This window comes from Streptomyces sp. NPDC005195 (assembly GCF_040608315.1).
GTDB lineage: Bacteria > Actinomycetota > Actinomycetes > Streptomycetales > Streptomycetaceae > Streptomyces > Streptomyces kaempferi.
In genome coordinates this window covers 20,823-43,896 of the sequence record NZ_JBEXHZ010000014.1, presented here as the reverse complement: position 1 = coordinate 43,896, position 23,074 = coordinate 20,823, and the positions used below count along the sequence as shown (strand labels likewise).

Genomic DNA, 23,074 nt, shown 5'->3' with positions numbered 1-23,074 from the left:
GGGGAGGGCGCTCGCCGCCTCAGGGGGTGTCGCGTGGATCTCCCGAGCTTCGTGCGAGAGGCGGGGCGGGGGGCCGGGCCAGGGGTGTCACAAGGGGCGCGCGTGGGGTGGTGCGCGGAGTCCGGGTGCGCGGGCGTGAGGTCCGGCGCTGGTGGGCCGCGGTCAGCAGGCGATCGGAATCGGCGTCCGGGGCAGCTCCCGCACGGCCACCACGTCCATGCGGGCCGGGGAACCGAGCGCCGAGCCGCAGCTCTCGGGGCGAGGTGGCAGGGAGGCGCCCTGCGCGACGACGACACGCCACACACGACCGTCGGTGTGGGCGACGGTCACCTCCCAGCGCGGTGCCGTCCCGTGGGTGCGCAGGACCCGGAAGGCGTCCGCCGCGTGCTCTCCGGTGGCCGTGCGCACGGCCAGTTCCGCTGCCTGTCCCGGCCGCTCCCAGGCGGAACCGCCCCGGCAGCCCTCGGTGACGATGCGCCCCTCCCGGACGCCCTGGAGGATTTCCTTGACGGAGTGCGCCGCGGTCCGTCCGTACGCGTAGCCGTACGGCAGGACGAGCAGCGTGGGCGAGAAACGGTGACCACCCAGATGGGTGACCTCCCACGCGCCCTCCAGTCCCGAGGCCGCGAGTTCGGCGGCGAGAGGCCGGCCCAGGAGGGCGCAGCAACGGTCACGCTTGCCGTTGGTGCAGACGAGCGCGAGCGGGTCGCCCCGGTGCGGGCGGCCCCGCAGCACCGTGTCGAAGGTGCGCGCGTCACCCGTGCCGAGTGCGGTGAAGTCCAGGTCGAGGAGTTACCCGGGTGTGCGGGTCGTGGCGCTGTGCAGCCATGTGCGTCCGGGAGTGGTGTGGGCCGCGTACACCTGGCGTTCGGCGGAGGCGCCGCAGTCCGCGTGCCGTCCGGGGCGCCGGATGAGCGCGATCCGTACCCCGGTGCCCTCGGCGGCCGCTTCGAGGGCACGCCCGAGCCCGGGGTCCAGGTGGCTCGACGTGAGCGCCTTGGCACCCCAGGGTCCGGGCTGCTCGATCAGCAGCCATGTCCTCGCGGTCGCCGCGGTCCCCGCGAGGGGTTCGTCGAAGTCGCGGGACGCGGTCGTGCACGTACTCACAGAGGTGAGCCTAACCTGACTTCGGCCAGGGCGACTTCCGACCTAGGGCCAGGGTGCCCCCGGCCAAGTGGACGGGGGCGCACTCTCGGCGCATTCGGCGCGTGGTGAGGCTTCAGGGGGCGCATTCAGGGAGTGGCTGTGGTGGCCGCGCTCCCACGTACTGGCCACTCGGACGCATGCGCAGCGGGCGTTCCCCGTACTCCTCCACGGTGTGGGCGATCCACCCCGCCGTGCGGGCGACGGCGAAGACCGTCTCCGCGGCGGAGGCGGACATGCCGGAGGAGACCGTGAGCACGGCCAGCGCGAGATCGACGTTGGCGTGCAGCGGAGTGTGGCGGGCGGTGGTGGTCACGATGTCCCGCGCCGCCGCCAGGGCCGGTGCCGCGCCTGGTACCTCCTCCAGGAGGGCGAACAGGGCACGCGCGCGTGGGTCCTCTCCGGGGTAGAGCCGGTGGCCGAGACCGGGGACGGGACGTCCGGCGCGCAGCTCGTCGGCGACGACCGGTGCCGCGGTGCCCTGGTCCAGTACGTCGAGGAGCATCCGGTGGGCCAGGCCGCCGGCCGCGCCGTGCAGGGGCCCTTCGAGGACGCCCAGGCCCGCGGAGACGGCGGCGTACGGGTGCGCACGGGCCGACGCTGCGACCCGCACCGCGAGCGTCGAGGCGGCCAGGTCGTGGTCGACGAGCAGGCCGAGAGCCGTGTCCAGGACCCGCAGTGACGCCTCGTCAGGTGCCCGGCCGGTGAGGCGCGGCCACAGACGGTGGGCCAGGGGGCCCTCGTCGCGATGGTCGTGCCGCTTCGGGGGGAGGGCGGCGACGAGGGCCGGGATGAGGGTGCGCGCGGTGCCGAGGACGGCACTCTCCGACAGGTCGAAGCGCAGCGGGTCGGTGGCCGAAGCGGCGATCGCGGCGACGCGCAGCCGGTCCGTCGGGCCGCTGTGGCCGGGTAGCGCGTCGACGGCCCGGCGGGCGGCGGCGACGGTCGCCTCCGGAGCGGTGAACGTGATGCCGGGGCGCAGTCGCCCGGTCCACAGCCACTCGGCGATCTCTTCGTAGGAGTGGCGTGCGGCCAGTTCCGTCGCGTCGACTCCGCGGTAGTAGTACCGGTCCCCGTCGATCAAGGTGATGCGGGTACGGACGGACAGCTCGCCGCCCGCGCTCGGACTCCCGCTGGAATCACGCCTGTTGCGTCGAGCGAGCGCCTCCACCTCCTCGGCGTCGAAGGTGCTGCCCCGGCCGCCGGGGTCCCGCCGGCTGCTGAGCTGACCGCGGCTCACGTACGCGTACACGGTCTCGGCCTTCACGCCGAGCAGGTCGGCGGTCTCCCTGGTGCTGAGCCGTCGGCCCGCGTGCGCTCGTGTTCCCGGTTCCTGATCCCTCATGGGCGACACCGTATCCGTGGATCGACATATTGAGTGAATCAATATTGACAGAGATCGAGTCAAGCATGGACAGTCGAATCAAGTTCAGGGAGGAACGCAATGCCGAACAACCGGGCAGCCACAGCCACACCCACCCCCGGCACCACCGCGACAGTCCCCGCCCCCACGACAAGCCCCACCCCTGTCGACATACCGCGAGGACTCGCGGGCGTCGTCGTCACAGAGACCGCACTGGGTGACGTCAGGGGGCTGGAGGGCTTCTACCACTACCGCCAGTACTCGGCCGTCGAACTGGCGCGGACCCGTGGGTTCGAGGACGTCTGGCATCTTCTGGTCCACGGTGAACTGCCGGACGCGGCCCGCGGTGCCGCCTTCGCCGCGCGGACCGCTGCGCTGCGCCGGCTCCCGGACGAGGTGCGCGCGGCGCTGCCCGCGATCGCGGCGGCGACCGGCCCCGCCGGACCGCTCGCGGGCCTGCGGACCGCGTTGTCCCTGCTCGGGGCGGCGTCGGGATTCCGGCCGCTGTACGACATCGACGCGGACCGGCGCCAGGCGGACACGCTCGCCGCGTGCGCGGCCGTGCCGACGCTGCTCACCGCCCTGTACCGGCTGGGGCGGGGCCTTGAGCCGGTGGAGCCGCGCGAGGACCTCCCGTACGCCGCGAACTATCTGTACATGCTCACGGGTGCGGAGCCGGACGCGACGCGGGCACGGGCGGTGGAGCAGTACTTGATCTCCACCATTGACCACGGATTCAACGCGTCGACGTTCACGGCGCGGGTGATCGCGTCGACGGGTGCGGACGTGGCGGCCTGTCTGGTGGGCGCCGTGGGGGCGCTGTCGGGGCCGCTGCACGGTGGAGCGCCGAGCCGTGCCCTGGACACGCTCGACGCGATCGGCACCGCCGACCGCATCGACCCGTGGATTCGCGCACGGGTTCTCGCGGGTGAGCGCATCATGGGCTTCGGTCACGCCGTGTACCGCACCGAGGATCCGCGCTCCCGGATGCTCCGTGAGATCGCCCAGGGGTTCGGCGGCTCCCTGGTCGGCTTCGCCGTCGAGGTCGAACACCGGGTGGAAGCGATCCTGGCCGAACTCAAGCCGGGCCGCGAACTCCACACCAACGTCGAGTTCTACGCCGGTGTGGTCATGGAACTGTGCGGCCTGCCGCGCGAGATGTTCACCCCCACCTTCGCGGCGGCCCGGGTCGTCGGCTGGAGCGCCAACATCCTGGAACAGGCGCAGGACTCGAAGATCATCCGTCCTGCCGCGCGGTATGTGGGGCCGGTGCCGCCGATGCCGGTCCCTCCGGCGGCGGCGCCGCGGGCCGAGGCGACGGCGGCCCACTGACGGGCGGTGCGCGTCCGCGGCACATGAGGGGCCCGGCATCCGGGGGATGCCGGGCCTGGCGTCGTGGCCGCAGGGGGTGGATCCCGACCGCGGACCACCCGCGGTCAGCTCCTGACGGTGACGAGGTCAGACGTCGGGGATGTCCTTCTTCGCGCGGACCAGGGTCTCGCGGGTGATGATGACAATCCGCTCGTAGTCGGCTCGTGCGGCGTCGGGCGGAAGCTCGGGGTCGAGTTCCAGGGTGGCCTCGCGCCCGATGACGGCGAAACTGCCGTCATTGAGCTCGAAGATGTCGGGGCACGACTGACCAGTGGCGCTGCCGCGCTCGCGTGGCGTAGCTCCGACACGTCGCACGATTTTCACGGGGTGGTACCAATCTTGTGGCTCGGACTGATGGGTGCCTCCGAGCTCTGGGGTCCTCGGAGCATGGCCGGCTCCGGGCGGAGATGTTCGTCGGAGCCAAATGGTCTCCGAGCGCGGGGTGTTCGTCGGAGCGCCCGCGAGGCGGGCAGACGATAACCTAGCGCGTCCGATTGCCCCTGGTGTGCAAAGCCATTATAAGCAAGGGGGTGAACTTGGTCGGATATGCGCTGGTTCCCGCTTCTATGTCCGACGGTGGAACACCTTCTCCACCATGCTGCACATGCGCGCCAGAACGCGGTAGGCGTCTCCCCGTTGGTCGGCGTTGGGGCTCAGGCAGGCGACCAGTACGGCTATAAGGGCGGGAAGCAGGATGGCGGCCGTGAGCGCCATCGCGGAGGTCGTGATCTCCAAGGGTGGTGTCCGCCGTTCGGGCTCGGGGTGATGGGTGCCTCCGAGCTCTGGGGTCCTTGGAGCGTGGCCGGCTCCGGGCGGAGATGTTCGTCGGAGCCAAATGTCTCCGAGCGCGGGGTGTTCGTCGGAGCGCCCGCGGAGCGGGCAGACGATAACCTAGCGCGTCCGATTGCCTCTGGTGTGCAAAGCCATCACAAGCAGGGGGGTGAATTTAGTCGGATACATGCCGGTTATCGCTGCTGTGTCCGACAGGGAACACCTTCTCCACCGTGCTGCACGCGCGCACCAGAACGCGGTAGGCGTCTCCCCGTTGGTCGGCGTCGGGGCTCAGGCGGGCGACGAGTACGGCTATCGGAACGGGAACCGGGATGGCGGCCGCGAGCGCCCTCGCGGAGGTCGTGATCTCCACGGGTGGTGTCCGCCCTTCGGGCTCGGGGTGATGGGTGCCTCCGGGCAGTGGGGCCTCGGAGCATGGCCGGCTCCGGGCGGAGAGGTCCGTCGGAGGCAAGTGCGCCCGAACGCGGGGGTGTTCGTCGGAGCGCCCGCGGAGCGGGCAGACGACAAACCAACCGGATCTGTTGCCGGTGGTGCGCGAAGTCATCAAGCAGGGGAGTGAAGTCGCACAACCGCGCCGTCGGCGCCGTGAGCTACTGGATTCCCTCGTCGGGTTCGCCGACCACCCACCATTCGTCGGTGTCGGAATCCGTCTGATCCTGGATCAGGCTCTCCATCATCCGGCCCAGTTCGGCTTCCTCGGAGGAGTCGGCCAGGCTCTTGCGGTGGTGTTCCGTCGCGGCCCAGTACGCCCGGAAGATCTGGTTCTGGCACATGATGCGGAAGTGGCCGTGGAGTTCCGCCCGCGTCAGGGCCCCGATCCGGTGGAAGTACAGGGCGTTGATGTACAGGGCGTTCGCGAAGAGGTACTGCCGCTGCTCCTCGTCGGTGATCTCCGTCTCGTACGTGTTGAGGACCGCGGCGAGAGCGGGATCGTCCATGGCCTTGCACAGCAGATCGAAATGGAGTCGGTGCTGCTCGGTGAGTACGGCCCGCCTGCGCGCCCGTGCCCTCCGTTCCGTGACGGCGCCGGCCGCGGCGGTGAGCCGGGCCCAGGCACCTGAGCCGAACCTCCGTATCGCGGAGTTCCGTGTGGCCATGTCAACCCCCGAATCAGGCGACCGTTCCGCCGGCCGTCGTGGGGCGACGGGGAGCGGACCGGCGACCGGTGGGCGGCGCGCTTGCCGCCTCCCAGTCTTGCCGAGCGGCTCTGATCGGCGGGGAGGCGGAGAGGAGGCGCACGGAGGGAAGTGAGGGTTGCGCGTCCCGGCGCCATGCCCAACGTGTGCCCCGCGAGCGCCGCTAACAATCGTTCACTTCGGGGCGATTCCTCCCGCTCGTATCCTGGGACGACAGTCCTTCCCCGTACGAGCGCCGGTCCACGAGCCGCCTCGTCGAAGAACCGGTTCACGAGCCGGTGCACGCGTCGGTGTGAAAGAGGTCGCCCGTTGAGTCAGCCCAGCCCGCAGCAGGTCCCGTTCGCGTCGGACGGACGGACCCCGCCCGGTGACCCGCAGGTTCCCGTCATCGTCCTCGCCGGTTTCCTCGGCGCGGGCAAGACCACGCTGCTCAACCACCTCCTGCACCACAGCGGCGGCAGTCGCATCGGCGCCGTCGTCAACGACTTCGGGGCGATCGAGATCGACGCGATGGCGGTGGCCGGAGCGCTCGGGGACTCCACCGTGTCGCTCGGGAACGGATGCCTGTGCTGCGCCGTCGACGCCGGTGAGCTGGACGACTACCTGGAACGCCTCACTCGGCCCTCGGCCCGCATCGACGTCATCGTCGTCGAGGCGAGCGGCCTCGCCGAGCCCCAGGAGCTCGTGCGGATGGTGCTCGCCAGCGAGAATCCGCGGATCGTCTACGGCGGACTCGTCGAGGTCGTCGACGCGGCCGAGTTCGACGGCACGCGGGAGAAGCATCCCGAGATCGACCGGCATCTCGCCCTCGCCGACCTCGTCGTCGTCAACAAGATCGACCGCGCCGAGGGCGGGGAGCGGGTGCTGCGCACCGTGCGGGACCTCGTGGACCGCGCCGCCGTCGTGCCCGCCGTCCACGGTCGCGTCGACCCCGAGTTCCTCTTCGACCGCAGGCCGAGCGAGGACCGCGTCGGCCAGCTCTCCTTCGACGACCTCCACACGCACGACGAGGCCGGCGACACGCACGACGAGGCCGGCGACACGCACGACGAGGCCGGCCACACGGACCGCGAGGGGCACGCCCGCCATCTGCACGCGGCCTACGAATCCCTCTCCTTCACCTCCGAAGTCCCGCTCTCCCCGAGGCGGTTGATGGAGTTCCTCGACAGCAGGCCCGAGGGGCTCTACCGCATCAAGGGGTACGTCGACTTCGGCGCCCACGACCGCCGCAACCGCTACGCCGTGCACGCGGTCGGGCCGTTCCTGCGGTTCCGTCCGGAACCCTGGGCCGGCGGTCCGGAGCCCAAAGCCGCCGGCGAACGCCTCACCCAGCTCGTACTGATCGGCTCCGGCATCGACACCACCGCGCTGGGCAAGGCACTCGCGGCGTGCGAGGAGGACGCCCCGCACGCCGACGAGCACGGCATGTGGGGCGTCCTGCGCTACGTACAGGAGCGGAGCCCGGAGGGCTGAACCGCCGCTACACCGGACCCGCCACCACCGACACCGTCTTCGCCAGCGACACGCCCGAGCCGTCGCGGCGCGGGTCCATCTCCGGCAGCTCGGCCGGTGTGCCGTTCTTCTGCGCGGCCCGCGCCGGAGCCGCACCCGCCCAGGCCAGCGACAGGCAGTCCTCGCCCTTCAGGAACCGCTGGCAGCGCACGCCACCCGTGGCCCGGCCCTTGCGCGGGTACTGGTCGAACGGGGTCAGCTTGGCCGTGGTCTGGACGGAGTCGTCCAGTGTGCCGCGCGAACCGGCCACGGTGAAGACCACCGCCTCCACCGCCGGGTCGACCGCGGTGAAGGAGATCACCTTCGCGCCGTCGGTGAGTTTGATGCCCGCCATCCCGCCCGCCGCCCGGCCCTGCGGGCGGACCTGAGAGGCCTGATAGCGCAGCAACTGGGCGTCGTCGGCGACGAAGACCAGGTCCTCCTCGCCGGTGCGCAGCTCGACCGCGCCGACGATCCGGTCGCCGTCCTTGAGGGTGATGACCTCCAACTCCTCCTTGTTCAGGGGGTAGTCGGGTACCACACGCTTGACGACGCCCTGCTCGGTGCCGAGCGCCAGGCCGGGCGACGACTCGTCGAGCGTCGTCAGACACACGACCGTCTCGTCCGCCTCCAGGGAGGACAGGAACTCCGAGATCGGCGCGCCCCCGGAGAGGTTGGGCGCCGACGCGGTCTCCGGCAGCTGCGGGAGGTCGATCACGTTCAGCCGGAGCAGCCGGCCCGAGGAGATGACCACCCCGATCTCGCCACGGGCCGTCGCGGTCACCGCGGAGACGATCAGGTCGTGCCGGGTGCGCTTGGCGTCCTCCGCCTCGGCAAAGGGTCCACCGTCGGCCGTGCGGGCGACCAGGCCCGTCGAGGACAGCAGTACCCGGCACGGGTCGTCCGCCACCTGGAGCGGAACCGCCGTCGCGACGGAGCCGGCGGACTCCAGGAGCACCGTGCGCCGGTCGGTGGCGAACTTCTTCGCGACCGCGGCCAGTTCGGTGGAGACCAGCTTGCGCAGCTCGGCGTCCGAGTCCAGGATCCCGGTCAGCTCGTCGATCTCGCCGTTGAGCCGGTCGCGCTCCGACTCCAGCTCGATACGGTCGAACCTGGTGAGGCGGCGCAGCGGGGTGTCCAGGATGTACTGCGTCTGGACCTCGGAGAGCGAGAACCGCTCGATCAGGCGCTCCTTGGCCTGCGCCGAGTTCTCGCTGGACCGGATCAGACGGATGACCTCGTCGATGTCGATCAGCGCGACAAGGAGACCCTCGACCAGGTGAAGCCGGTCGCGCTTCTTCCCGCGGCGGAACTCGCTGCGCCGGCGCACGACCTCGAAGCGGTGGTCGAGATAGACCTCCAGGAGCTCCTTGAGACCCAGGGTGAGCGGCTGACCGTCCACCAGAGCGACGTTGTTGATGCCGAAGGACTCCTCCATCGGCGTCAGCTTGTAGAGCTGCTCCAGGACCGCTTCCGGCACGAAGCCGTTCTTGATCTCGATGACCAGACGCAGGCCGTGCGAGCGGTCGGTGAGGTCCTTCACATCGGCGATGCCCTGCAGCTTCTTGGCGCCGACCAGATCCTTGATCTTGGCGATCACCTTCTCAGGACCGACGGTGAAGGGCAGTTCGGTGACGACGAGACCCTTGCGGCGCGCCGTCACGTCCTCCACCGACACCGTGGCACGGATCTTGAAGGTGCCGCGGCCCGACTCGTAGGCGTCCCTGATCCCGGACAGGCCGACGATCCGGCCACCCGTGGGCAGGTCGGGGCCCGGCACGTACTTCATCAGGGTGTCCAGGTCGGCGCCCGGGTAGCGGATCAGGTGCCGGGCGGCCGCCACGACCTCGCCGAGGTTGTGCGGCGGCATGTTGGTCGCCATGCCGACGGCGATGCCCGACGAGCCGTTGACGAGGAGGTTCGGGTACGCCGCGGGGAGGACGCCGGGCTCCTGCTCCTGGCCGTCGTAGTTCGGCGAGAAATCGACCGTGTCCTCGTCGATGGACTCGGTCATCAGTGACGTGGCGTCGGCCATCCGGCACTCGGTGTAACGCATGGCGGCCGGCGGGTCGTCGTTGCCGAGCGAGCCGAAGTTGCCGTGCCCGTCGACGAGCGGCAGGCGCATGGAGAAGGGCTGGGCCAGTCGCACCAGCGCGTCGTAGATCGACGCGTCGCCGTGCGGGTGGAGCTTACCCATGACCTCGCCGACGACGCGCGCGCACTTCACGTAGCCGCGGTCGGGGCGCAACCCCATCTCGTTCATCTGGTAGACGATGCGTCGGTGCACGGGCTTGAGGCCGTCACGGGCGTCCGGCAGGGCTCGCGAGTAGATGACCGAGTACGCGTATTCGAGGAAGGAGCCCTGCATCTCGTCCACGACGTCGATGTCGAGGATCTTCTCCTCGTACGAGTCGTCGGGCGGCGGGGTCTTCGTGCTGCGGCGGGCCATCGCTGCTGCGGCTCCTTCACAGTCTCTGCCGGGGCATGAACGGGATCTGACGCGCACCATTGTGGACCGCCCCGCTGACAACGCGGACCGCGACCCGTCCGTAGGGGCTGCGCGGAGCCCCTTTCCGCTCGCTCAGGGCGGCCCGAAACCCGCCCTCGCGCCGCAGGTGAATCTCGCTCTCGGCGTACGGGGCGCGGGAACTTCGCCACCTGTCGGCACGCTTGCATACAGTGGCAGGACCGGCAGGAATTCTGCAGTTTCCGCGATCGAAGGGACGTACATGCCCATGGGTCACACGGCCACAGCTGAGACAGGCTCCGGCGGCCTGACAGCGACCGAGCACCGCCTGGCCAACGGCCTGCGCGTGGTGCTCTCCGAGGACCATCTGACCCCGGTCGCGGCGGTGTGCCTCTGGTACGACGTCGGCTCGCGCCACGAGGTCGAGGGCCGTACCGGACTCGCCCACCTCTTCGAGCACCTGATGTTCCAGGGATCGGGCCAGGTGAAGGGCAACGGCCACTTCGAACTGGTGCAGGGCGCGGGCGGTTCGCTCAACGGCACCACCAGCTTCGAGCGCACCAACTACTTCGAGACGATGCCGACCCACCAGCTCGAGCTCGCCCTCTGGCTGGAGGCGGACCGGATGGGCTCGCTGCTCGCCGCGCTCGACGACGAGTCCATGGAGAACCAGCGGGACGTCGTCAAGAACGAGCGCAGGCAGCGCTACGACAACGTGCCCTACGGCACCGCCTTCGAAAAGCTGACCGCGCTCGCCTACCCCGAGGGCCACCCGTACCACCACACCCCCATCGGGTCGATGGCGGACCTGGACGCGGCGACCCTCGAGGACGCCCGCGCCTTCTTCCGCACCTACTACGCGCCCAACAACGCGGTGCTCTCGGTCGTCGGCGACATCGACACCGAGCAGACGCTTCGCTGGATCGAGAAGTACTTCGGCTCCATCCCCGGGCACGACGGAAAGCCCGCCCCGCGCGACGGTTCGCTGCCCGAGACCCTCGGCGAGCAGCTGCGCGAGGTCGTCGAGGAAGAGGTCCCGGCGCGCGCCCTGATGGCCGCCTACCGGCTTCCCGAGGACGGCACGCGCGCGTCCGACGCGGCCGACCTCGCCCTGACCGTCCTCGGCGGCGGCGAGTCCTCCCGCCTGTACAACCGGCTCGTTCGCCGTGACCGCACCGCCGTCGCGGCCGGGTTCGGCCTGCTGCGTCTCGCCGGGGCGCCCTCCCTGGGCTGGCTGGACGTGAAGACGTCCGGCGACGTCGAGGTCCCGGTCATCGAGGCCGCGGTCGACGAGGAGCTCGCCCGGTTCGCCGAGGAGGGTCCCACGGCCGAGGAGATGGAGCGCGCCCAGGCCCAGTTGGAGCGCGAGTGGCTGGACCGGCTCGGCACGGTCGCGGGCCGCGCCGACGAACTGTGCAGGTACGCGGTCCTGTTCGGCGATCCGATGCTCGCCCTGACGGCCGTGCAGCGCATCCTCGACATCACCGCCGAGGAGGTCCAGGAGGTCGCCAAGGCCCGCCTGCGCCCCGACAACCGCGCGGTGCTCGTCTACGAGCCGATCGCCGACGAAGCCACCGGCACGGACGACGCCATCGACGCCGCCGACGCCGCCGACGACACCGACGAGGAGGCGGCGAAGTGACCGAGCTCGCCACCATGGACTTCCACCCGCAGCCCCAGGCCGGCCGGCCCAAGCCCTGGGCCTTCCCGGCTCCCGAGCGCGGCACGCTGGACAACGGGCTGACCCTGATGCACTGCGACCGCCCGGGCCAGCAGGTCGTCGCCGTCGAGGTGCTCCTCGCCGCGCCGCTGGACGCCGAGCCCGCCGGCCTCGACGGCATCGCCACGATCATGGCGCGCGCGTTCTCCGAGGGCACCGACAAGCTCTCCGCCGAGGAGTTCGCCGCCGAGCTGGAGCGCTGCGGCGCCACCCTCGACGCGCACGCCGACCACCCCGGCGTACGCCTCTCCCTCGAAGTGCCCGTCTCACGCCTGCCCAAGGCGCTCGGCCTGCTCGCCGACGCCCTGAGGGCACCGGCGTTCACCGAGAGCGAGATCGAGCGGCTGGTACGCAACCGGCTCGACGAGATCCCGCACGAGAGCGCCAACCCGGCCCGCCGCGCCGCCAAGGAGCTCTCCAGGGAGCTGTTCCCGGCGACCTCGCGGATGTCCCGTCCCCGGCAGGGCACCGAGGAGACCGTCCGGAAGATCGACGCGGCGGGCGTCCGCGCCTTCTACGACCGGTACGTTCGCCCGGCCACGTCCACCGCCGTGATCGTCGGTGACCTCACCGACGTGGACCTCGACGGGCTGCTCGCCGAGACGCTCGGCGCCTGGACGGGTTCCTCCGCCGAACCGCGTCCCGTGCCGCCGGTCACCGCCGACGACACCGGCCGCGTGATCATCGTGGACCGCCCCGGCGCGGTCCAGACGCAGTTGCTGATCGGCCGCGTCGGCTCGGACCGGCACGACCGTGTCTGGCCCGCCCAGGTGCTCGGCACGTACTGCCTCGGCGGCACCCTCACCTCGCGCCTGGACCGCGTGCTGCGCGAGGAGAAGGGCTACACCTACGGGGTGCGGGCCTTCGGCCAGGTGATGCGTTCCGCTCCGGACGGCACGGGTATCGCGATGCTCGCCATCAGCGGCTCGGTGGACACCCCGAACACCGGGCCGGCCCTGGACGACCTCTGGAAGGTGCTGCGCACCCTCGCCGCGGACGGTCTGACGGACGCCGAACGGGACGTCGCCGTGCAGAACCTGGTGGGGGTGGCACCCCTCAAGTTCGAGACCGCGGCGGCCGTCGCGGGCACGCTCGCCGACCAGGTCGAGCAGTACCTGCCGGACGACTACCAGGCGACGCTGTACCAGCAGCTCGCCGCGACCGGCACCGTGGAGGCCACCGCGGCGGCGGTGAGCGCCTTCCCGGTGGACCGTCTGGTCACCGTCCTGGTGGGCGACGCCACGCAGATCGAGGAGCCCGTCAAGGCGCTCGGCATCGGTGAAGTGACCGTCGTGGCCGCGGAGTAGAAGCGGGGCGGAGAACGCGGCGGACGACGCGGCGGAAATCGCGAGCACGGAGGGGCCCGGGTGACCGAAGAGTCGCCCGGGTCCCCTTTTGCCCGGACAACATCCTCAATTTGTCCGTATTGATGGGGAGGTTGCCTTTCTGCCCTGTGGCATGCACTACAAAAACCGCGATCTGTTTGTTGATTGAAAGAGGGCCCCCTTAGCGTCGGTCCGGCTGTTCGTCAGGCAGTGCGCCGCGTCCGCGGCACCGGACAGCCATCGCCGAGTCCCCGTACGGCGCGAGCCAGGGGAGCCGGGGACCCGTACGCAGTCCCTGGGGTGAATCGGACTCCCTCCCCGCGAGGGCGTCCGTAGGAGACCTTCCTGCTCCGAACCCGTCAGCTAACCCGGTAGGCGAGAGGGAAGGAAAGGACCAAGCCCCTTCATGGCGTTCACCTGTGGCACCGGGAAACACCGACGTCCGAGCCGCGTGAAGCGCACCACCTCGAACGCCGTCGGCGTCGCGGCGCTCACCACCACCGGTGTCATCGGAACCCTGGCAGCCCCCGCCCTCGCCGCGGACAGCTCCGTCGAGCAGACCGGGCTGACCCAGGCCGTCACCATCGGCGACACGGTCGCCGCCCAGATCGACGCGCAGGCCGCCGCGCAGCAGCGTGCCGCCGACGAGGCGGCCGCCCGTCTGAAGGCCGAACAGGCGGCGCGCAAGCGGGCCGTCGAGGAGGCGAAGAAGGAGCGCGAGGCCAAGGAACGCGCCGCCCGCGCCGCCGAGCGCAAGCGTCTCAACACCTTCGTCCTGCCGATCCCCGGCTCGTACGTCTCCACCGGCTACAAGACCGGCGGCAGCCTCTGGTCCTCCGGCAGCCACACCGGCGTCGACTTTCACGCCGCGTCCGGGACCCCGGTCCACTCGGTCGGCGCGGGCACGGTCGTCACGGCCGGCTGGGGCGGGGCCTACGGCAACCAGGTCGTCCTGCGGATGCACGACGGTACGTACACGATGTACGGCCACCTGTCGTCCATCGGTGTCTCCGTCGGCCAGACCGTCACCCCGGGCGGCCGGCTGGGCCTCTCCGGGGCCACCGGGAACACCACCGGGCCGCACCTCCACTTCGAGGCCCGCACCACGGCGGAGTACGGCTCCGACATCGACCCGGTCGCCTACCTCCGCTCGCACGGTGTGAACGTCTGACGCCCGGCGTCCGCACTTCCGAGGCCCCGGCTCACCCGAGCCGGGGCTTCGTCGTTTCGAACGGCTGTCTGTCCAAAAAATATCCATGGATTCCGGCCCGCCATCGGAAATTCCGGCTCGCTGCAATAGAGTCGCCGAACGAGCGTCGATCGACCGCGTTTCGCGGGGATTAAGGCGGAGGTCCGGTCATGCGCATTCCCGCGCACTCGGTATGCACGGCGATCCGCGACGACATCGTCGCGGGTGTCTACGAGCGCGGCGGCCGGCTCACCGAGGAACTGCTGGCGCGCCGCTACGGCGTCTCGCGCGTCCCGGTGCGCGAGGCCCTGCGCACCCTGGAGGCCGAGGGTTTCGTCGTCACCCGGCGGCACGCGGGCGCGTGCGTGGCGGAGCCCACCGAGCAGGAGGCCGCGGATCTGCTGGAGATGCGTATGCTCCTGGAACCGCTGGGGGCGTCCAGGGCCGCCCAGCGGCGCACCGAGGCCCACCTCAAGGTGCTGCGAGGCCTGGTCAGACTGGGTCAGGAGCGCTCCAGGAGGGGGAACAGCGAGGATCTGCGCTCCCTGGGCGGCTGGTTCCACGAGACGCTCGCACAGGCTTCCCGGAGTCCCGCGCTGACCTCCACGCTGGCCCAGCTGCGGCACAAGATCGCCTGGATGTACGCGGTGCGGGCGCCCGCCGATCCGGCGGAGTCCTGGGCGGAGCACGGCGGCATCGTGGACGCGGTGGCGCGCGGTGACGGCGAGCGGGCCCGGGCCATCACGGCGCTGCACACCGAGCGCGCGACGGCCGCGCACCGGCTGAGGTTTCCCGGTGGGGGAGACCGCCCGGACCGCGTGAGGACTTCGCAACATCCCGTAAACATGACGGGCCTGCGTCATTAACACGGGGGCCGTATACAAAGAGGGGTAATTCGCGGGAGATTATTTCCGCTGCCCGTAATTCGAAAAAGCGAAGGGCTCGCCCGATGTTTTCGGGCGAGCCCCTTCGCTTTGTCCACGATTTGTCTACGGGGCGATGTCCTTCGATGTGAAAACCTTCGCCGCCGTCAATGGGGGAGCCCCGCGAGGGGGGCACCTCAGACGGTCTCGGGAAGCTCCTCGAGGCCTTCCGCGACCAGCTTGGCCAGCCGGTCGAGGGCGGCGTCCGCGCCCTCGGCCGCCGAGGCGAGGACGATCTCCTCGCCGCCCTGGGCGCCCAGGCCGAGGACCGCCAGCATGGAGGCCGCGTTGACGGGGTTGCCGTCCGCCTTGGCGATCGTCACGGGGATGCCGGAGGCCGTGGCCGCCCGGACGAAGATGGAGGCGGGACGGGCGTGGAGGCCCTCGGCCCAGCCGACGTTGACGCGGCGCTCAGCCATGTGATGCTGCCCTTCAGGGGTTCAGGGTTGTCTAGACCAGTGTTCCATAGAGTGAAGCGCGTCCGGAGCGGGTGTCGTACCTGCCCCGGATCCGGCTTCGGACCCCGGCCTGGATCCGAATCCGCTGCCCCTAGCCTGCCTCGCGCCGCTGACGGACGCGAGCCGTACTCTGGGCCCCATGCAGACCTCGTCGGACCGGCACGAGTACCCCTCCCACTGGGAGGCCGACGTGGTGCTGCGTGACGGAGGCACGGCCCGTGTCAGGCCCATCACCGTCGACGACGCCGAGCGCCTGGTCAGCTTCTACGAGCAGGTCTCGGACGAGTCGAAGTACTACCGCTTCTTCGCGCCGTACCCGCGCCTGTCCGCCAAGGACGTCCGCCGCTTCACCCACCACGACTTCGTGGACAGGGTGGGGCTCGCGGCCACGATCGGCGGCGAGTTCATCGCCACCGTACGCTATGACCGCATTGGTGCCGGCGGCCTGCCCGCCTCCGCGCCCGCCGACGAGGCCGAGGTGGCCTTCCTCGTGCAGGACGCCCACCAGGGCCGCGGCGTCGCCTCGGCCCTCCTCGAACACATCGGCGCGGTGGCCAGGGAGCGGGACATCCGCCGGTTCGCCGCCGAGGTGCTGCCCGCCAACACCAAGATGATCAAGGTGTTCACGGACGCCGGGTACCAGCAGAAGCGGCACTTCGAGGACGGCGTCGTACGCCTGGAGTTCGACCTCGAACCCACCGACCGCTCCGTCGCCGTGCAGCGCGCGCGGGAACAGCGCGCCGAGGCCCGTTCCGTGCAGCGGCTGCTCGCGCCCGGCTCGGTCGCGGTCATCGGCGCGGGGCGTACGGCCGGCGGGGTGGGCCGCAGCGTCCTCGCCAACCTCCGCGAGGCGGGCTTCACGGGTCGGCTGTACGCGGTGAACAAGTCCCTCGAGGAGAAGGAGCTCGACGGGGTCCCCGCGCACCGCTCCGTCCGCGACATCGGCGAGCACGTCGACCTCGCGGTCGTCGCCGTGCCCGCGCCGTACGTCCCCGAGGTCGTCGCGGAGTGCGGCGAGCACGGGGTGCAGGGCCTCGTCGTCGTCTCCTCCGGGTACGCGGAGAGCGGTCCCGGCGGGCGCGAGCGCCAGCGCGAACTCGTCCGCCAGGCCCGTACCTACGGCATGCGGATCATCGGCCCCAACACCTTCGGGATCATCAACACCTCTCCCGACGTGCGCCTGAACGCCTCCCTGGCGCCGGAGATGCCACGCCCCGGACGGATCGGCCTGTTCGCCCAGTCCGGCGCGATCGGCATCGCCCTGCTGTCCCGGCTGCACCGCCGCGGCGGCGGTGTCACGGGCGTCACCGGCGTGTCCACGTTCGTGTCCGCCGGAAACCGCGCGGACGTGTCCGGCAACGACGTCCTCCAGTACTGGTACGACGACCCGGACACCGACGTCGCCCTCATGTACCTCGAATCCATCGGCAACCCGCGCAAGTTCACCCGGCTGGCACGGCGGACGGCGGCGGCGAAGCCGCTGGTCGTGGTGCAGGGCGCACGGCACGCGGCCGCTCCCCAGGGGCACGCGGTACGGGCCACCCGGCTGCCGCACGCCACCGTCTCCGCGCTGCTGGCACAGGCCGGGGTGATCCGGGTCGACACGATCACCGAGCTGGTCGACGCGGGCCTTCTGCTGGCACGCCAGCCGCTCCCTTCCGGCCCCCGGGTGGCGATCCTCGGCAACTCCGAGTCGCTGGGACTGCTGACCTTCGACGCGTGCCTCGCGGAGGGGCTGCGGCCGCTGCCGCCGCTCGACCTGACCACGGCGGCCTCGGCGGAGGACTTCCGCCGGGCGCTGGAGCGGGCACTGGCCGACGACAGGTGCGACGCCGTCGTGGTCACCGCCATCCCCGCGGTGGGGGAGACCTCCGTGCGGGACGCGGCCCTGGCCGAGGCGCTGCGCTCGGCCTCGGCCTCGGCCCCGGCGAAGCCGGTACTGGTGGCGCACGTCGAGCTCGGCGGGCTCGCCGAGGCGCTGTCCGCCGCCGCCAGTACGGCCCCGCAGACAGGCCCCGGGCCCGCCGCCACCGCGGACGCGGCCCGGCCGGGCGAGCCCTCCGCCCCGGTCGGGCGACAGGACCCGCGGCGGCCGTCCGCCGGAACCGGAGCCCCCGACGAGACGCGCCTCATCCCCGCCTACCCCGCCGCCGAGCGCGCCGTCCGCGCGCTCGCCGAAGCCGTGAAGTACGGCCAGTGGCGACGGGAGGCGGCCGAGCCCGGCAAGGTGCCCGAGTACGAGGACATCGACGAGAAGGGCGCCGCCGAGCAGATCGACGCGCTGCTGTCCCGTGGCACCGGGCTGACGCTGGGGGCCGAGGACACCCGCGCGCTGCTCGCGCGGTACGGCGTCGACGTACGCCGGGCGCTGCCCGCACCGACGCCCGGGGAGGCCGCCGCGGCCGCGGGCACCCTGGGCTACCCGGTGGCCCTCAAGACCACCGCCCCGCACCTGCGGCACCGCGCGGACCTCGGCGGAGTACGCCTGGACCTGGCGAACGAGGAGCAACTGCACAGGGCGTACGCGGAGTTGACCGAGCTCTTCGGAGGGCCCGAGGAGCTGCGGCCGGTCGTGCAGGGCATGGCGCCGCGCGGGGTGGACACGGTCGTACGGGCCGTCATCGACCCCGCGGCCGGCGCGGTGCTCTCGTTCGGCCTGGCCGGAGCCGCCTCGGAACTGCTGGGGGACACCGCGCACCGGTTGATTCCGGTCACCGACCGGGACGCGAGCTCGCTGGTCCGGTCGATCCGGACGGCGCCGCTCCTGTTCGGCTGGCGCGGCTCGGCACCGGTCGACACCGCGGCCCTCGAAGAGGTGATGCTGCGGGTGTCGCGCCTGGTGGACGATCATCCGGAGGTCGTCGGAGTCTCCCTGGAGCCCGTGGTCGTCGCCCCGCACGGCCTGAGCGTGCTCGGCGCCACCGTACGGCTGGCGCGCGCCCCCCTCCGCGACGACCTCGGCCCCCGGACACTGCCCGTCGTCTGAGCGGCGGCCCGCGCCGCACCGGCGCCGTCCCGTTCGTTCTGATCCGTCCACGACAGAGACCCACGAGCGGTGCCTCGCAGTCAGTGGGCCCCCGTAGGATGGACGTCATGGCCAAGACCAGTACGACGACCCAGGGGCTGCGAGCGGCGATCGAGCGCAGCGGCTACTACCCGGCCCTCGTGGCCGAGGCGGTGGAGGCCGCGATCGGCGGCGAGGCCATCCGGTCGTACCTGGTCCACCAGGAGACGACGTTCGACGCCAACGAGGTGCGCCGGCATGTCACCGTGCTCGTCCTGACCGGCAACCGCTTCATCGTGAGCCACACCGACGAGCAGAACGCGGACACGACCTCGCCGACGCCGTACGCCACCACGTCGACGGAGTCCGTGAAAATCGGCAGGATCTCGTCTGTCGTGGTCAGCCGTGTCGTCGCCAACCCCGAGTCGTACGCGCCGGGCACGCTGCCCCGTGAGGTCGTCCTGACCATCGGCTGGGGCGCGGTCGCGCGGATCGACCTGGAGCCCGCGGCCTGCGGCGACCCCAACTGCGAGGCGGACCACGGCTACACCGGCAGTTCGACGGCCGACGACCTGAGCCTGCGCGTCAGCGAGGCAGGGGACGGCCCGGAGACGGTCCGCCAGGCCCTGGCCTTCGCGCAGTCCCTCTCCGAGGCGACCGCGGACCCCACGCACTGATGGCTCTCTCCACCTGGGAACACCCGGAACCCCTGGCCATCGGGTCCGCGCCCGTCCCCGAGTACGGCACGGGTTCGCTCGCGGATCTCCTGCCCACGCTCGCCGCGGGCATGTCGGTACCCGGTATGACCGCCGCCATACCGGAGCTGACCGGCGCCGACCGCAACTGCGTCTTCCTGATCGACGGTCTCGGCTGGGAGCAGCTGAGGGCGCATCCCGACGAGGCGCCCTTCATGGCGTCGCTCCTGGCCTCCTCCCGGGGCGGCACCGGACGGCCGATCACCACCGGCTACCCGGCGACCACCGCGACCTCCCTTGCCTCCGTCGGTACGGGCCTGCCGCCCGGCGCGCACGGTCTGCCCGGGTACACCGTGCGCGACCCCGAGACCGGCGGGCTGATGAACCAGCTCCGCTGGACCCCGTGGACGCAGCCGCGCACCTGGCAGCCGTACCCCACGGTCTTCGAGCTGGCGGACGCGGCCGGAGTGCACACCGCCCAGGTCTCGTCCCCCACCTTCCAGAACACCCCGCTCACCAAGGTCGCGCTGAGCGGTGGCACCTTCCACGGCCGGCTGACCGGCGAGGACCGCGTGGACTTCGCGGCCGCGCAACTCGCCGCGGGCGACCGCTCCCTGGTCTACACGTACTACGCCGAGGTGGACGGCAAGGGCCACCGCTTCGGCGTCGACTCGGACCCCTGGCGCGGCCAGCTGATGTATGTCGACCGGCTGGTCCAGCGCCTCGCCGAGCAGCTGCCGCCGCGCTCCGCGCTCTACGTCACCGCGGACCACGGCATGATCGACATCCCGTTCGACGAGCAGCACCGCATCGACTTCGACGAGGACTGGGAGCTGCGGGCCGGCGTCGCGCTGCTCGGCGGCGAGGGCCGGGCCCGGCATGTGTACGCGGTCCCGGGCGCCGAGGCGGACGTCCTGACCTGCTGGCGTGAGGTGCTCGGTGAGCAGTTCTGGGTGGCCTCGCGCGACGAGGCGATCGCGGCGGGCTGGTTCGGACCCCATGTCGACGAACGGGTGTACGCGCGTATCGGCGACGTCGTCGCGGCGGCCCGGGACGACGTCCTGATCATCGCGACCGAGCGGGAGCCGAAGGAGTCCGCGATGGTCGGCAACCACGGTTCGATGACACCGGCGGAGCAGCACGTCCCGCTCCTGGAAGTACGTTCCTGACCCTTCTCCGTCCGCCCCCCTTCTCGCCGAAAGGTGCTCAACTTCCCATGCCCGAGCTGGTGTTCTTCTCCGGAACGATGGACTGCGGGAAGTCGACGCTGGCTCTGCAGATCGAGCACAACCGTTCGGCCCGGGGTCTGCAGGGCATGATCTTCACGCGCGACGACCGCGCGGGCGAGGGCAAGCTCTCCTCACGCCTCGGTCTGGTCACGGACGCGGTGGAGGTCGCCGACGAGCAGGACCTGTACGCGTATCTCGTCGACCACCTCTCGCAGGGCGGACGCGCGGACTACGTGATCGCCGACGAGGCCCAGTTCCTGGCTCCCCCACAGATCGACCAACTGGCACGGGTGGTCGACGAACTGGACATCGACGTCTTCGCGTTCGGTATCACCACCGACTTCCGCTCCAAGCTCTTCCCCGGCTCGCAGCGCCTGGTGGAGCTGGCCGACCGGGTGGAGGTCCTGCAGGTCGAGGCCCTGTGCTGGTGCGGTGCCCGTGCCACCCACAACGCCCGCACGATAGGCGGCGAAATGGTCGTCGAGGGCGCCCAGGTGGTCGTCGGCGACGTCAACCAGGCGGAGGACGTGGGCTACGAGGTCCTGTGCCGTCGCCACCACCGTCGGCGGATGACGGCGGCGACCGCCCGCGCGGGTGCCCTCTCCCCGGACGTGCTCCCGATCGCCTCCGTCTGACCGCGTCGGGACCGTATCCGCCGGCTGTCCGCCGGAGCGACAGCCTGCTCGACCGACCGACCGACCCCCATGGGTCGACCGTCCCGACGGGCCGTCCGCCCCGGCGGGCCCGTCAGCGGTCGGTGTGGATGAGCGAGAACACCGCGCCCTCCGGATCCGCCACCGTGGCCACGCGCCCGTAGGCCGAGTCGTGGGCGGCCCTGAGGGTGTGCCCGCCGAGCTCGGTGACCTGGGCGGTGGCGGCGTCGACGTCCCTGACCTCGAAGTACGTCAGCCAGTGCGGGCCGCGATCGCGGGGCAGGCCGTGACCGACGCCGTGGATGCCCGCGACCGCGCGGCCGCCCGACTGGAGGGTCACGTAGTCGAAGTCGGCCGAGACGACGGGCTCCAGTTCGTGCCCGAAGACCCCCTGGTAGAACTTGACGACACTCTCGGTGTCGCGGGTCACCAGCTCGATCCAGGCGGGCGTGCCGTGCACTCCGATGATCCCGGTGCCCAGATGGGCCGCCGCCTGCCAGATCCCGAAGACCGCGCCGGTCGGGTCCAGACCGATCGCCAGCCGCCCGGCGTCGCCCGCGTCGAGCGGACCCACACCCACGGTGCCGCCACAGTGCCGTACCGATTCGGCGGTCTGGTTCACGTCGTTCGAGGCGAAGTACGGCGTCCAGGCGATCGACAGATGCTGGTCGGGCGGCATCTGCCCGATGCCCGCCACCTCGTGACCGTCCAGCAGGGCCCGCGCGGAGGGGCCGAGCTGCCGCGGGAGCTGCTGCGGGCCCGGCTCGAACTCCCAGCCGAACAGCTCTCCGTAGAACTCCTGGGTCGTGTCCATTGCGTGCACCATCAGGCTCACCCAGCAGGGAACGCCGGGCGCGTGCCGAGTGTGCGTCGTGCCGTTCAGGCCGGCCGGCCCCCGTGCCTCGGTCATCGTCACTCTCTCCTCGGCCCCTCGCGGTGGCCGTTCACCGTCCGCCTACCTACACGCGTACCGCAGCCGCGCGCGTGCACGCCCCGTGTCGATGCTCGCACTACCCGTCACCCCGCGCGCCCCAACCGCACCGTCATGTCGCGGTCCACTGCCGGAGGATGCCCGGTGTGCCGTTTCCTGTCCGTTTCCGCACCATTGCCGCGGGGTGTCCATCGGCTGTACAGCACGTGCCCGATCCCGTACGCCTCGTGATCGGACCTGTCCGGCCGAGCAGAGTAGCCGGAGCTGGACGCCGGGGCCACCCCGTGCGCGAGGATGGTGGCCATGAACGCCATCATCTCCGCCTCCCAACTCGCGAGCGATCTGGCGGGGCCGAACCCGCCGGTCGTGCTCGACATCCGCTGGCAGCTCACCCTGGCCACGGCCGACGGGGCCGCGCCCTTCGACGGCCGGGCCGCCTATGAGGCCGGCCACATCCCCGGTGCGGTCTTCGTGGACCTGGACGCCGAATTGGCCGGAAAGGCGGGTGACTCCGGCCGTCATCCGTTGCCCGATCCCGAGGTCTTCGGCGCGGCGATGCGGGCCGCCGGCGTGTCCGAGGACCGCGATGTCGTCGTGTACGACGGCGGTGTCGGGTGGGCCGCCGCGCGCGCCTGGTGGCTGCTGGGCTGGACGGGGCATCCGTCGGTGCGTGTGCTGGACGGCGGCCTGGCCGCGTGGAGCGGACCGCTGTCCACCGAGGTCCCCTCGCCCGCCGCCGGAAGCTTCGTCCCGGTGCCGGGAGCCCGTTCGCTGCTCGACGCGGACGGAGCGGCCGCCCTCGCCCGTACGGGGCTGCTGTTCGACGCGAGGGCGGGAGAGCGCTACCGGGGCGAGGTGGAGCCGATCGACCCCGTAGGCGGCCACATCCCGGGCGCGGTGTCCGCGCCGACCACCGAGAACGTCACCGAGAGCGGGGAGTTCAGGCCCGCCGCCGAGCTGGCCGACCGCTTCAAGTCCCTGGGTGTGACCGGCACTTCGGAGGTCGGTGTCTACTGCGGCTCGGGCGTCTCCGCCGCCCATCAGGTGCTGGCGCTCGCCGTGGCGGGCATTCCGGCGGCCCTGTACGTGGGTTCGTGGTCGGAGTGGTCCCGGGACGGGAACCGTCCGGTCGCCGTGGGACCCGACCCCCAGTGACGACGACGGGGCCCGCACCGATCCGGACG

19 protein-coding genes, 1 pseudogene and 1 riboswitch are annotated in these 23,074 nt (G+C 71.5%); of the genes and pseudogenes, 11 read left to right on the top strand and 9 right to left on the bottom strand.

The features are described from left to right. Window positions 1–162: 162 nt before the first annotated feature. Window positions 163–1,107: pseudogene (locus ABZV34_RS17495) on the bottom strand (sucrase ferredoxin). 112 nt (window positions 1,108–1,219) lie between these two features. Further along, window positions 1,220–2,488, bottom strand: coding sequence for a citrate synthase (locus tag ABZV34_RS17490; protein ID WP_356276733.1), 1,269 nt, complete (start codon window positions 2,486–2,488; stop codon window positions 1,220–1,222). 99 nt (window positions 2,489–2,587) lie between these two features. Here ABZV34_RS17490 and ABZV34_RS17485 point away from each other — a divergent pair, with 99 nt between their 5' ends. Then, window positions 2,588–3,838, top strand: coding sequence for a citrate synthase/methylcitrate synthase (locus ABZV34_RS17485; RefSeq protein ID WP_356276731.1), 1,251 nt, complete (start codon window positions 2,588–2,590; stop codon window positions 3,836–3,838). A 126-nt stretch (window positions 3,839–3,964) separates the two neighbouring features. Here ABZV34_RS17485 and ABZV34_RS17480 read toward each other — a convergent pair whose 3' ends face one another. The 4 genes from ABZV34_RS17480 to ABZV34_RS17465 form a co-directional block, all read right to left on the bottom strand. After that, complete coding sequence (locus tag ABZV34_RS17480) at window positions 3,965–4,201, bottom strand: hypothetical protein (protein WP_356276728.1); 237 nt, start codon at window positions 4,199–4,201, stop codon at window positions 3,965–3,967. A gap of 240 nt (window positions 4,202–4,441) precedes the next feature. Beyond that, on the bottom strand, window positions 4,442–4,612 hold the full coding sequence (locus ABZV34_RS17475; protein ID WP_356276725.1) for a hypothetical protein: 171 nt from the start codon (window positions 4,610–4,612) through the stop codon (window positions 4,442–4,444). 211 nt (window positions 4,613–4,823) lie between these two features. After that, a complete protein-coding gene (locus tag ABZV34_RS17470) occupies window positions 4,824–5,021 on the bottom strand; it encodes a hypothetical protein (RefSeq protein ID WP_356276722.1) in 198 nt (65 codons plus the stop codon). A 238-nt stretch (window positions 5,022–5,259) separates the two neighbouring features. After that, complete coding sequence (locus tag ABZV34_RS17465) at window positions 5,260–5,766, bottom strand: DUF6082 family protein (protein WP_356276719.1); 507 nt, start codon at window positions 5,764–5,766, stop codon at window positions 5,260–5,262. Window positions 5,767–6,192: 426 nt separating this feature from the next. Here ABZV34_RS17465 and ABZV34_RS17460 point away from each other — a divergent pair, with 426 nt between their 5' ends. Beyond that, a complete protein-coding gene (locus tag ABZV34_RS17460) occupies window positions 6,193–7,278 on the top strand; it encodes a CobW family GTP-binding protein (protein ID WP_356276966.1) in 1,086 nt (361 codons plus the stop codon). 7 nt (window positions 7,279–7,285) lie between these two features. Here ABZV34_RS17460 and ABZV34_RS17455 read toward each other — a convergent pair whose 3' ends face one another. Then, window positions 7,286–9,745, bottom strand: coding sequence for a DNA topoisomerase IV subunit A (locus ABZV34_RS17455; RefSeq protein ID WP_356276716.1), 2,460 nt, complete (start codon window positions 9,743–9,745; stop codon window positions 7,286–7,288). Between the two features lie 286 nt (window positions 9,746–10,031). On the opposite strand from ABZV34_RS17455, the gene ABZV34_RS17450 reads away from it, so the two are divergent. The 4 genes from ABZV34_RS17450 (at window position 10,032) to ABZV34_RS17435 (ending at window position 14,863) form a co-directional block, all read left to right on the top strand. Next, on the top strand, window positions 10,032–11,405 hold the full coding sequence (locus ABZV34_RS17450) for a pitrilysin family protein (protein ID WP_356276713.1): 1,374 nt from the start codon (window positions 10,032–10,034) through the stop codon (window positions 11,403–11,405). Then, entirely contained in the window at window positions 11,402–12,790 is a 1,389-nt protein-coding gene (locus ABZV34_RS17445; protein ID WP_356276710.1) for a pitrilysin family protein, read from the top strand. The genes ABZV34_RS17450 and ABZV34_RS17445 overlap by 4 nt, the downstream gene beginning before the upstream one ends. Window positions 12,791–13,039: 249 nt before the next feature. Continuing rightward, a riboswitch (cyclic di-AMP (ydaO/yuaA leader) is annotated at window positions 13,040–13,201 on the top strand. A 13-nt stretch (window positions 13,202–13,214) separates the two neighbouring features. Continuing rightward, entirely contained in the window at window positions 13,215–13,979 is a 765-nt protein-coding gene (locus tag ABZV34_RS17440; RefSeq protein WP_356276707.1) for a M23 family metallopeptidase, read from the top strand. Window positions 13,980–14,167: 188 nt separating this feature from the next. Continuing rightward, entirely contained in the window at window positions 14,168–14,863 is a 696-nt protein-coding gene (locus ABZV34_RS17435; RefSeq protein WP_356276704.1) for a GntR family transcriptional regulator, read from the top strand. 194 nt (window positions 14,864–15,057) lie between these two features. Here the strand turns inward: ABZV34_RS17435 and ABZV34_RS17430 are convergent, their stop codons facing one another. Beyond that, window positions 15,058–15,339 carry an HPr family phosphocarrier protein gene (locus tag ABZV34_RS17430; protein WP_356276701.1) on the bottom strand — a complete coding sequence of 94 codons (282 nt, stop codon included), beginning with the start codon at window positions 15,337–15,339 and terminating at the stop codon, window positions 15,058–15,060. A gap of 178 nt (window positions 15,340–15,517) precedes the next feature. Between ABZV34_RS17430 and ABZV34_RS17425 the strand changes: the two genes are divergently transcribed. The 4 genes from ABZV34_RS17425 to ABZV34_RS17410 all read left to right on the top strand — a co-directional run bounded on the left by ABZV34_RS17425 (window position 15,518) and on the right by ABZV34_RS17410 (window position 20,941). Further along, window positions 15,518–18,364, top strand: coding sequence for a GNAT family N-acetyltransferase (locus tag ABZV34_RS17425; RefSeq protein WP_356276698.1), 2,847 nt, complete (start codon window positions 15,518–15,520; stop codon window positions 18,362–18,364). A 107-nt stretch (window positions 18,365–18,471) separates the two neighbouring features. After that, on the top strand, window positions 18,472–19,059 hold the full coding sequence (locus ABZV34_RS17420; RefSeq protein WP_356276695.1) for a DUF5998 family protein: 588 nt from the start codon (window positions 18,472–18,474) through the stop codon (window positions 19,057–19,059). Next, window positions 19,059–20,246, top strand: a complete 1,188-nt coding sequence (locus tag ABZV34_RS17415; protein WP_356276692.1) for a nucleotide pyrophosphatase/phosphodiesterase family protein — start codon at window positions 19,059–19,061, stop codon at window positions 20,244–20,246. The genes ABZV34_RS17420 and ABZV34_RS17415 overlap by 1 nt, the downstream gene beginning before the upstream one ends. A 47-nt stretch (window positions 20,247–20,293) precedes the next feature. Further along, window positions 20,294–20,941 carry a thymidine kinase gene (locus ABZV34_RS17410; RefSeq protein ID WP_356276689.1) on the top strand — a complete coding sequence of 216 codons (648 nt, stop codon included), beginning with the start codon at window positions 20,294–20,296 and terminating at the stop codon, window positions 20,939–20,941. Between the two features lie 112 nt (window positions 20,942–21,053). Here the strand turns inward: ABZV34_RS17410 and ABZV34_RS17405 are convergent, their stop codons facing one another. Then, complete coding sequence (locus ABZV34_RS17405) at window positions 21,054–21,869, bottom strand: VOC family protein (RefSeq protein ID WP_356276686.1); 816 nt, start codon at window positions 21,867–21,869, stop codon at window positions 21,054–21,056. Window positions 21,870–22,193: 324 nt separating this feature from the next. Between ABZV34_RS17405 and ABZV34_RS17400 the strand changes: the two genes are divergently transcribed. Further along, complete coding sequence (locus ABZV34_RS17400) at window positions 22,194–23,045, top strand: sulfurtransferase (protein ID WP_356276683.1); 852 nt, start codon at window positions 22,194–22,196, stop codon at window positions 23,043–23,045. Window positions 23,046–23,074: the final 29 nt, after the last annotated feature.